Source organism: Microcoleus sp. LEGE 07076 (assembly GCF_015207455.1).
GTDB lineage: Bacteria > Cyanobacteriota > Cyanobacteriia > Cyanobacteriales > Microcoleaceae > Microcoleus.
Map to the genome: position 1 here is coordinate 1 of NZ_JADEWV010000206.1, position 10,038 is coordinate 10,038.

A 10,038-nucleotide genomic window follows, 5' to 3' on the forward strand; every position below is an offset into this window, starting at 1 on the left:
GCGATCGCCTATTTGCCCGATCGGGCTTGGGAACAAGGCATCGAACAACTTGACTGTTCTGGTGGACGCAAAACCTTGACGGAAACGTTAGAAAGTCTAGATTGCATGAAGCGTCCCTTTCTCGATATTTACTGGCGTTCCGAAGCCTTTCTAGAAATTGCCAAACCTTTACTAGAACTAGAAATATTGTTTGACAAGTTGCCCGAAGCAAGTTTAGTTACACAGCTTTATCAAACCCTGCAAATAGTGTTAGGAGGCAAGCGAGACTGGAATTCTTATCGACGGCGAATGAAGGTATTGCAAGGTGCCGAAAATGTCGCGAAATCTACTATCAAACAAATTCAAAAGGAGTGGCAGTACATTAAAGGCGGTCAAAACTGCGTCATCAGTTTTATGCAAGCAAACTATCCAGAAGATTGGGAAGAAATCGATTCGGGGAGAAAGTCAATCGAATTAGTTGAGGAAAAGATCCGCAACAACCAAAAAATCGCTGAACAATTGAAACAATACGCGACAATTCTCAAAGCCAGTTATGCGCCACTTTTCAAATTTCGAGAAAGTTTGTTTGAAAATGTCAAGATTTATGACCCCCACAATTTTTTACTTGATGAAGTCGGCGAAACCAATCTCGATCCGATTCACCTGCTGAGATTTTTTGAATTTGCGTCCGATGAAAATGGGATTGTGCTTACCCATCGTGCCGCCCAAACCTACGGACTCAAATTCGCCTTGCAAGTTGCAGATTTAGAAGATTTTTCTAACAACTATCTCTGCAAACTGTATGCTTTTAAGAATTGTACGATCGAACGCACCATCGGCGATATCGTTCGTCCCACAGCGCTAATTTCCCAGCTTTCACCGCCCTTAATGCCCGGTGTTATTGTCCGAGAACACCGGAAAAATCGCTGGGCAATTCTCAAACTCAGCAAACAAGGAGTCCAATACTATCCGATTACAGTCAAAGATAGCTTTGGTGTCGAAAAAGAGTATACATTTTTTCCAAGCTTATCGGGCATTTTGGCGATCGCCTCCGCTGGCATTGCCTTAAAATGTCCTGACAATCAAGAATTCTGGGTAATTTAAACTATGCCGCACAGCCTCATCCTCAACCTCCTCCCCCTCTCCCCAATATCCCCTGGATACCTAACGGGAAGACACCTGCACGCCCTCTTTCTCACCCTTGTGAGCTCCGTTGACAAAGAACTCGGCACCTACCTGCACGAAGCTGCTGCTGATAAAGCTTTCACCCTCAGCCCTTTACAAACTAAAAAATGCCCTTTCAAAAAACACCATTCCTTGCAATGGGAACACTCACAACCCATTCCCGAACATACCCTTTGTTGGTGGCGAATTACTCTTCTCGATGACTCTCTATTTGGTAAATTAACTCAGCTTTGGCTGAATCTTAATCCCTCGAAACCGTGGCATCTAGGCCCTACTGATTTGTTGATTACTAAGATTTTGGGAACCCCACAAGTTGATATGCCTTGGGCTAATGCTTGCGATTACTCTGAATTGTACGATCGCGCTTCTGACACTAATCGAGCGATCGCCTTCAGCCTCGCTACTCCAACATCTTTTCGTCAGGGGAAATTTGATTCAGTTTTGCCGACGAGAGAATGCGTTTTTAACAGGCTTCTCACTCGCTGGAACAAGTACAGCGGTATTGAGATTTCTCCGCTGTCGCTCGATGCACTTTTTCCGAGTTTTGTCAATATCAAAACAGAAGTTACGAGTAATTATCACAGCAATTTTATCGGAGTTGTTGGGGAAGTTACTTATCGAATCTTGGGAGATGTGGAGCCGTTAGCTATCAAACAAATTAATGCTTTGGCTGATTTTTCTTTGTACTGCGGGTTGGGGAGAAAAACACCGATGGGCATGGGTATGACCCGCAGGATTTTTGTTAAGAATTCTCAACATTGAAGCAGAAACCAATAGGGTGAAGTCAACGTTTTAGTTAGGTTTGTCATTGCTTTGCGAGGACGATCGCAATGACAAACAAGAATTTTAAGCACAAATTATTGAGATTATGAACCATACTGATGATTACATTTCGATCGCATCTTTGAACCAATACTCCTACTGCGCCCACCGCTGCTGGCGGATGTTTTGCGCGGGGGAATTTGCGGAGAATCAGTATACCATAGAAGGGACAAGTTTGCACGAGCGGGTTCACACTATGGGAGAACTTAATCGCGATGAAACTTGGCAAGTTCGGGCGATTTGGCTGAAGTCGGAACGCTACAGGCTGATTGGTAAGTCGGATTTGATTGAATCGGAGAATGGCGAGATTTATCCAGTTGAATACAAGCGCGGTAAGAAGGGGGAATGGGATAACGATGAGTTGCAAGTGTGCGCGCAAGCTTTGTGTTTGGAAGAGATGACGGGAAAAACAATTCAAACCGGATACGTATATTACGCGCAGTCGCACCAGCGGCAAAAAGTCGAGATTTCTGAGGATTTGAGACAGGAGGCTGTGGTGACTATTTCAGCTATTCAAATTTTGTTGGGAACTGGCAAAATGCCGCCTGCAAATTACAGTAAACGCTGTCAGGGATGCAGTTTGTACGCTCAATGCTTGCCGCAGGTGAGTAACAAGATTCTTCGCTATCAAGAAGCCAGCTAAGTTGATAAGTTTCAGTTTGTTTTAACTGAAAATTTGGGTTCATTTTAATTGGGTATTCTTCGGGGGGAAGGGCGGGTTAATTTCAATTGTTGGCGAGTGTTAGAACCGACTCGAACTATGAAACTAAGGTTGATCTCAAATCCGGTAGCATCGGAATGACTCAGATATATATTCTCTCCCTCTGTGTACTCTGTGTACTCTGCGGTTAAATCATTCCAATCCAAACGGAAACGATATGAAACCCCGGGCGAACTTGCGGACTAGGGAAGCATCCCCTGGCGGACAGGCCAACAAATCAAAAGACAACTAATAGATAATTTGAGGAATCTAAGATGGGAACACTTTACATCAATCAAGACGACGCTTTTATCGGCAAAGTTGACGAACGTGTTGTGGTAAAATGCAATAATAAAGTATTGCAGGAAGTGCCTTTAATTCATTTAGAAGCAATTGTTATTTTGGGACGGGCTACTGTTTCCCCTGCGGCGATTGCAGAACTTCTCAAACACAAAGTTTCCTTGACTTTTATCTCAGAGATGGGCGAATATCTTGGCACGCTAGAACCGGAATTAACCAAAAACATTTTCGTCCGCGATGCTCAATGGAAAGCTGCGGGAGAAACTCCTCAAGCTATTCACGCTGTTCGCGGATTTATTCGAGGTAAATTGAAAAATTACCGCTACAGTTTGTACAAAACTCAAGGTCATTATTCGGAACTAAATTTGCAGCCAGCGATGACTATAATTCAGAATGTTATTAACAAGCTGAATAAGGTTGATAATATAAATTCTCTGCGCGGGCTGGAAGGTGCGGGAAGTGCAGCTTATTTTGGAGTTTTCAATCAACTAATTCGCGCTGAGGGATTTGTTTTTAAACCCCGACACAGACCCGCGATAGATTCAGTAAATTCTTTGATGAATTTCGGTTACACTCTCTTGCGTCGCGACGTGCAAAGTGCGATCAATATTGTTGGTTTCGATCCTTATTTAGGATACCTCCACGTTCAGCGCTACGGCCGCGTCGGACTGGCTTTTGATTTGATGGAGGAATTTCGGGCTTTAGTTGTCGATAGTGTGATTTTAAATGCTATCAACAATCGGATATTGACTCCCAATGATTTTACTGTAGAACCTCTGAGCAATGTGGTGCGACTCTCAGAAGGTGGGCGCAAAGAATTTCTGAAGTTGTACGAAAAGAAAAAACAGTCAGAGTTCAAGCATCCTGTTGTGGGGCGCAAGTGCACTTATCGCGAAGCTTTTGAAATTCAAGCGCGACTGTTGGCGAAATATCTGATGGGCGAAATCGACCAATATCCACCTTTAGTTTTGAAATAATTATGCACATCCTGATTTCTTACGATATCCCGGAAGACAAGCGGCGGACTAAAGTTCACAAAATTCTCAAATCCTACGGGCAGTGGATGCAGTACAGTGTGTTTGAGTGTGCGGATTTGAGCGAAACGCAGTATGCTAAGTTGCGATCGCGCTTGGCTAAATTCATCAAGCCCCCAGAGGACAGTATCCTATTTTTTCCGTTGTGCGCTTGCTGTCAGGGTAAAATTGAGCGTATTGGCGGGGTAGTGCCGATCGATCGAACTATTTTCTTTGCGTAAAAATTCGCCAACCTGTAGGTGTAAAATTTGGGGGGTCAAATTTTTAGGCTATACTCTATATAGAGTAAGGGTTTGATGCTCCCTCTCGGAAAAATAGGTTGGCGAAATCGCTAGAACTGTTGCTGGATAAGGATTTTAAGTTGAGGTGCAATCTATGGTATTGACAGATCGAAAGCTGAAATGGTATTCTCTGAGGAGGTTGGCGAAACTGAACCTTGAAAACCAAATAGAGCAAGGGTTTCACACACCGGCGGCCGCAATAAACCACACTCCCTACTAGGGATTGAAACCTGTCATATACGCAAGAAAGAGAAGTAAAAGCTTGGCCGCAATAAACCACACTCCCTACTAGGGATTGAAACGGAATTTTATAATCCCTGAGCGCCACTTTTGGGCCGCAATAAACCACACTCCCTACTAGGGATTGAAACCAGGTAAGTGGTAATTATGGACAGTTCTGATTCCTTGCCGCAATAAACCACACTCCCTACTAGGGATTGAAACCTGTAGTTGCTGTTTCTGAATCTGATACTACCTCGCCGCAATAAACCACACTCCCTACTAGGGATTGAAACAGAACTGGATTTGGGTGAGAAAAATTTAACTTGATCATTGGAGCCGCAATAAACCACACTCCCTACTAGGGATTGAAACTCAAAGCTAACTCATAAGACATAAGCAATTCTGCCGCAATAAACCACACTCCCTACTAGGGATTGAAACCTGAAACAATATCCTTTTCAGCGGATACTTTACGGTACTGCCGCAATAAACCACACTCCCTACTAGGGATTGAAACGAGCTTCATGACCGACGGAATAGTACCGATGAGCCGCGCCGCAATAAACCACACTCCCTACTAGGGATTGAAACAATAACCCGGTGAACAAGTTAAGCTGTATTGCTGCCGCAATAAACCACACTCCCTACTAGGGATTGAAACTGATTAGCTCCCTACTGAATGCTTGGCCAGCGGGTGCCGCAATAAACCACACTCCCTACTAGGGATTGAAACTATTAGTAAAACTAGATTAGATGCAGGAAGTGTAGGCCGCAATAAACCACACTCCCTACTAGGGATTGAAACGGAAGCGAGGCTTTATTTTGTCTGGTAGTATTTCAGCCGCAATAAACCACACTCCCTACTAGGGATTGAAACAGAGATTTGAACTTGCGGACACGCTGACCAAGAGCCGCAATAAACCACACTCCCTACTAGGGATTGAAACAATCGGATGCGGATCGGCTGCACTTGTGTGAGCCGGCCGCAATAAACCACACTCCCTACTAGGGATTGAAACATCTATTTCCCCCGATATTTTGGCCCGTCGCGCCGCAATAAACCACACTCCCTACTAGGGATTGAAACGGATTTTAGCCAGAAACTGGGAAAGACGCGGAGAAAAAACAGGCCGCAATAAACCACACTCCCTACTAGGGATTGAAACCCGCGCGATCATTCTCAGAACGTTCGGTATCGGGTGCCGCAATAAACCACACTCCCTACTAGGGATTGAAACTCGCCGCTCAGGTACTAGATTGTTGTCTAACGTGCCGCAATAAACCACACTCCCTACTAGGGATTGAAACTGATAAACTCATCTGTCATGGCTTCAGCTTTGGCTACAGAAGCCGCAATAAACCACACTCCCTACTAGGGATTGAAACGTGGTGCGGCTTGTTGGGCCGGTGCAGAATCTTCCAGCCGCAATAAACCACACTCCCTACTAGGGATTGAAACAGATAAGCAGATACACTCCCGGAACTGCTGCACAGTGCCGCAATAAACCACACTCCCTACTAGGGATTGAAACCCTGATAACAGCGATCGCCCGCAGTGCATCATGAGCCGCAATAAACCACACTCCCTACTAGGGATTGAAACCAATTTATTGTATTCGGACAATTCAAGAGCGGCGGCCGCAATAAACCACACTCCCTACTAGGGATTGAAACTAAATTCCTTTAATACCGCTTCCCCTATCAATTCATCTTCGCCGCAATAAACCACACTCCCTACTAGGGATTGAAACCCGATCGTCCCGGTCTGAGCATGGCGTTCGAAATAGGCCGCAATAAACCACACTCCCTACTAGGGATTGAAACATCACGATGGCGCAAGTTTTATCGTAGTTAATTCGCCGCAATAAACCACACTCCCTACTAGGGATTGAAACAAGTTTGCGGGTATATCAGGATTATCCGAGGGAAGCCGCAATAAACCACACTCCCTACTAGGGATTGAAACTCAAACATTGTCTCGTTTTCGGGTTCTATGGGTTCCGCCGCAATAAACCACACTCCCTACTAGGGATTGAAACTCTTATCGGTAGCCATAGTATGTTACTTCTCAAGGCCGCAATAAACCACACTCCCTACTAGGGATTGAAACTGACCTGTGAGCCTCGGCTTCCCACTCTTTTCCTAAAGCCGCAATAAACCACACTCCCTACTAGGGATTGAAACAGAAAAGCTTCCGTAAGAAGCGACTTCAAAGAATGCTGGCCGCAATAAACCACACTCCCTACTAGGGATTGAAACTCTCGTTCGTAGTTTACCCCTGGGCATAAGGGGTGAACGCCGCAATAAACCACACTCCCTACTAGGGATTGAAACTACACCGTACTCATTCTGTCGAATCGCCCTACCCTTCGCCGCAATAAACCACACTCCCTACTAGGGATTGAAACCTTGTTGACTGGTTTTTTAGCTACAACTTCTTCGGCCGCAATAAACCACACTCCCTACTAGGGATTGAAACTTGATTCCGTAGTGACCGGAAACTCCGAGAAAACACCGAGCCGCAATAAACCACACTCCCTACTAGGGATTGAAACCTACTACCCAAACGGATGCCAAGGATCCCGCATCGCCGCAATAAACCACACTCCCTACTAGGGATTGAAACCGACACAACCCTGCCACACCCCTGTCGCAGAGCCTGCCGCAATAAACCACACTCCCTACTAGGGATTGAAACGAAACAGCCGAATTTCCCTGGTCAATTCTTCCGCGCCGCAATAAACCACACTCCCTACTAGGGATTGAAACGCGATCAACGACAATTATTGGATCTGCGATAAATTCGGGCCGCAATAAACCACACTCCCTACTAGGGATTGAAACGCTCGGGAGAAGTTACGCCAGACAAATCAACGCCGCAATAAACCACACTCCCTACTAGGGATTGAAACGTGATAGATGGATTATTTGATTTTAAAAATTAGGGCCGGCCGCAATAAACCACACTCCCTACTAGGGATTGAAACCTGCTAGATGGGCTAAATCATTCATTCTTTGTTGAGCCGCAATAAACCACACTCCCTACTAGGGATTGAAACGCTAAAAGGTTGAACAGCATTTTCAACAAATCTAGGCTTACGCCGCAATAAACCACACTCCCTACTAGGGATTGAAACATAAGTTGACGAATTTCTGTCGGCATTAAATTGCTGCCGCAATAAACCACACTCCCTACTAGGGATTGAAACCTCGGATGTCGCTACTGTTAATTGCCGGAACTGGCCGCAATAAACCACACTCCCTACTAGGGATTGAAACAAATTCTGCTTGCAGTGACACCACCAGCTAATGCCGCAATAAACCACACTCCCTACTAGGGATTGAAACACATTATTATTGAGGATTTGATGAACTTACTGCTATGCCGCAATAAACCACACTCCCTACTAGGGATTGAAACTTGGCAATCTTCAAAGCTTTTCGCATCCTTAATTAATGCCGCAATAAACCACACTCCCTACTAGGGATTGAAACAGCCAGTGCGTGGGGGAATGGATTGTGAATTTAGAGCCGCAATAAACCACACTCCCTACTAGGGATTGAAACTCAAAGGAGCGCCATTCAGGTTGTGACGGATGCCTTTGCCGCAATAAACCACACTCCCTACTAGGGATTGAAACTTGCATAACCAGCCTTAAGAGATGACGTAAGAGTTTGCCGCAATAAACCACACTCCCTACTAGGGATTGAAACTGGTCAGTGCCACATAAAGCAAATTATTTTCTTGCTCTTGCCGCAATAAACCACACTCCCTACTAGGGATTGAAACACGCTTCTTGACTTACCTCAAGAGCTTGCGTATTATGCCGCAATAAACCACACTCCCTACTAGGGATTGAAACATCCCAGAGATGTATATTATCATTATCAGTGCTAGGCCGCAATAAACCACACTCCCTACTAGGGATTGAAACCAATTCTTAAATCGACATCGGCTGTCATCTTAAAGCCGCAATAAACCACACTCCCTACTAGGGATTGAAACATAAAAGACTTCTCTGATTCCGAACTCACCACTCTCGTGCCGCAATAAACCACACTCCCTACTAGGGATTGAAACAATTGATTAATCGCCCTTCTAGCGCTAATTCAAGTGCAGCCGCAATAAACCACACTCCCTACTAGGGATTGAAACTGCCAAACTATAAAATTATTGGCTCAAAAATAGACTTCTTCTCACTCTGTTTATCTCCTCCAATAACCTCAAACAATCGATCGACTCCACACCTCCAAGAAAAATTCTCCACCGCGAAACCCGGACCCGCAACCCTAGCCTTTGCAGCAAGTTCAGGCCGTTCGATCGCTGTACACATCAAATCAGTCAAATGTTCCCACTCAGGAGCTAACATAAACAAAGTTTCCTCCCCAACTACCACAGCCGTAAATTTACTCTCAATCCGCAGTGCAAAGTCCGATCGCGTAAAATCATCCGTAGGGCCGCCCGCAGTACAAATCACCAGCAAACCGCAAGCAGCAGCCTCCAACACCGGTAGGTTAAAACCTTCAGCCAAATACGGAGAAACATAAACATCCGCAGCTTGGTAAAATTCAGCTATTTGAGCAAAAGATAGCTGATTGCCAGTATAAATTAATCTCGGTAAAACCCTCGCTCTTTCCGCATCGTCGAGCACAACTCGACAGGCTTCCGCAATCTCGTCTCTGGAAGGATAAAGCAGTTCTGAACCTTTTAAAACTAATCTCGCATGGGGATACTTGTCAACCACCGCAGCAAAGGCTTTTAATAAAGGACGAATACCTTTGCGATCCGTTTGTCCGCCGATGTTTAAAAATATAAAATAGTTTGACCAGCCAAATCTGTCCCTGAGCCATTGACGCCGATCGCCCTGGGCCGGATAATAAATCTGAGGATCGACTCCCAAAGGTACCACAGCAATCCGATCGCCCTCAACCCCGCTGCGGATTAACCCAGCCTTTGACCACACTGACGGTGTAATAATTTTTACTTGTGAATTAACTGGGGTTTGTACGATCGACCTCACCCCGATCCCATCCAATACAGTACGAGTAATCACCCCCCATTCTGTCGCTGCAAACACCCAAGTTTGGGCGCTACCAGAACCCGCAAAATCCCACGGACAGTACATTCGCAGCGTCACGTCGGCTGACTGATTTACCCCAGGGCGCCGAATGCTGCGGAGTAATTTTTCATTTGGGCGATCGAACAAACTAATTTTCGTCTCCCAAGCCCTATCTACGTAGGGCATATCGCGGTGAAAAACTTCTATATTTCCTCGCGGGCGAGTCAGCATTTCCAGCAGTTGAAATTGATTTGCTACGCAGTAGGAATGATAAATAAAACGCCAGCCTTCAACAATAATCTGCAACTCAACACTCCCCTCCAAAAATTTTAATTCCTAGCATCAGAAAGTTCGGCAACGAGCAATGTACTGGATGTAATGGAAGTTATTTGTTATTTGTTATTTGTTATTTGTTATTTGTTATTTGTTATTTGTTATTTGTTATTTGTTATTTG

General features: G+C 45.0%; 5 protein-coding genes, 1 pseudogene and 1 CRISPR repeat array. Of the genes and pseudogenes, 5 read left to right on the forward strand and 1 reads right to left on the reverse strand.

Annotated features, from left to right (window positions below; genetic code table 11):
* From IQ270_RS24440 to cas2, 5 genes and pseudogenes are all read left to right on the forward strand, one after another.
* Nucleotides 1-1,083: pseudogene (locus IQ270_RS24440) on the forward strand (type I-D CRISPR-associated helicase Cas3'); the annotation flags it as partial.
* Nucleotides 1,084-1,086: 3 nt separating this feature from the next.
* Entirely contained in the window at nucleotides 1,087-1,926 is an 840-nt protein-coding gene (cas6, locus tag IQ270_RS24445; RefSeq protein WP_193975777.1) for a CRISPR-associated endoribonuclease Cas6, read from the forward strand.
* A 106-nt stretch (nucleotides 1,927-2,032) separates the two neighbouring features.
* A complete protein-coding gene (cas4, locus tag IQ270_RS24450) occupies nucleotides 2,033-2,629 on the forward strand; it encodes a CRISPR-associated protein Cas4 (protein WP_193975778.1) in 597 nt (198 codons plus the stop codon).
* A gap of 332 nt (nucleotides 2,630-2,961) precedes the next feature.
* Nucleotides 2,962-3,963, forward strand: coding sequence for a type I-D CRISPR-associated endonuclease Cas1d (gene cas1d / locus IQ270_RS24455; protein WP_193975779.1), 1,002 nt, complete (start codon nucleotides 2,962-2,964; stop codon nucleotides 3,961-3,963).
* Nucleotides 3,964-3,965: 2 nt separating this feature from the next.
* Nucleotides 3,966-4,241 (forward strand): CRISPR-associated endonuclease Cas2, encoded by a 276-nt coding sequence (gene cas2, locus IQ270_RS24460; RefSeq protein ID WP_106150523.1) that lies wholly within the window; start codon nucleotides 3,966-3,968, stop codon nucleotides 4,239-4,241.
* A gap of 253 nt (nucleotides 4,242-4,494) precedes the next feature.
* Nucleotides 4,495-8,679: a CRISPR direct-repeat array (repeat unit 37 nt; unit sequence GCCGCAATAAACCACACTCCCTACTAGGGATTGAAAC).
* Nucleotides 8,680-8,686: 7 nt separating this feature from the next.
* Here cas2 and IQ270_RS24465 read toward each other — a convergent pair.
* Entirely contained in the window at nucleotides 8,687-9,907 is a 1,221-nt protein-coding gene (locus tag IQ270_RS24465; protein ID WP_228056654.1) for a glycosyltransferase family 4 protein, read from the reverse strand.
* Between the last annotated feature and the right edge of the window lie 131 nt (nucleotides 9,908-10,038).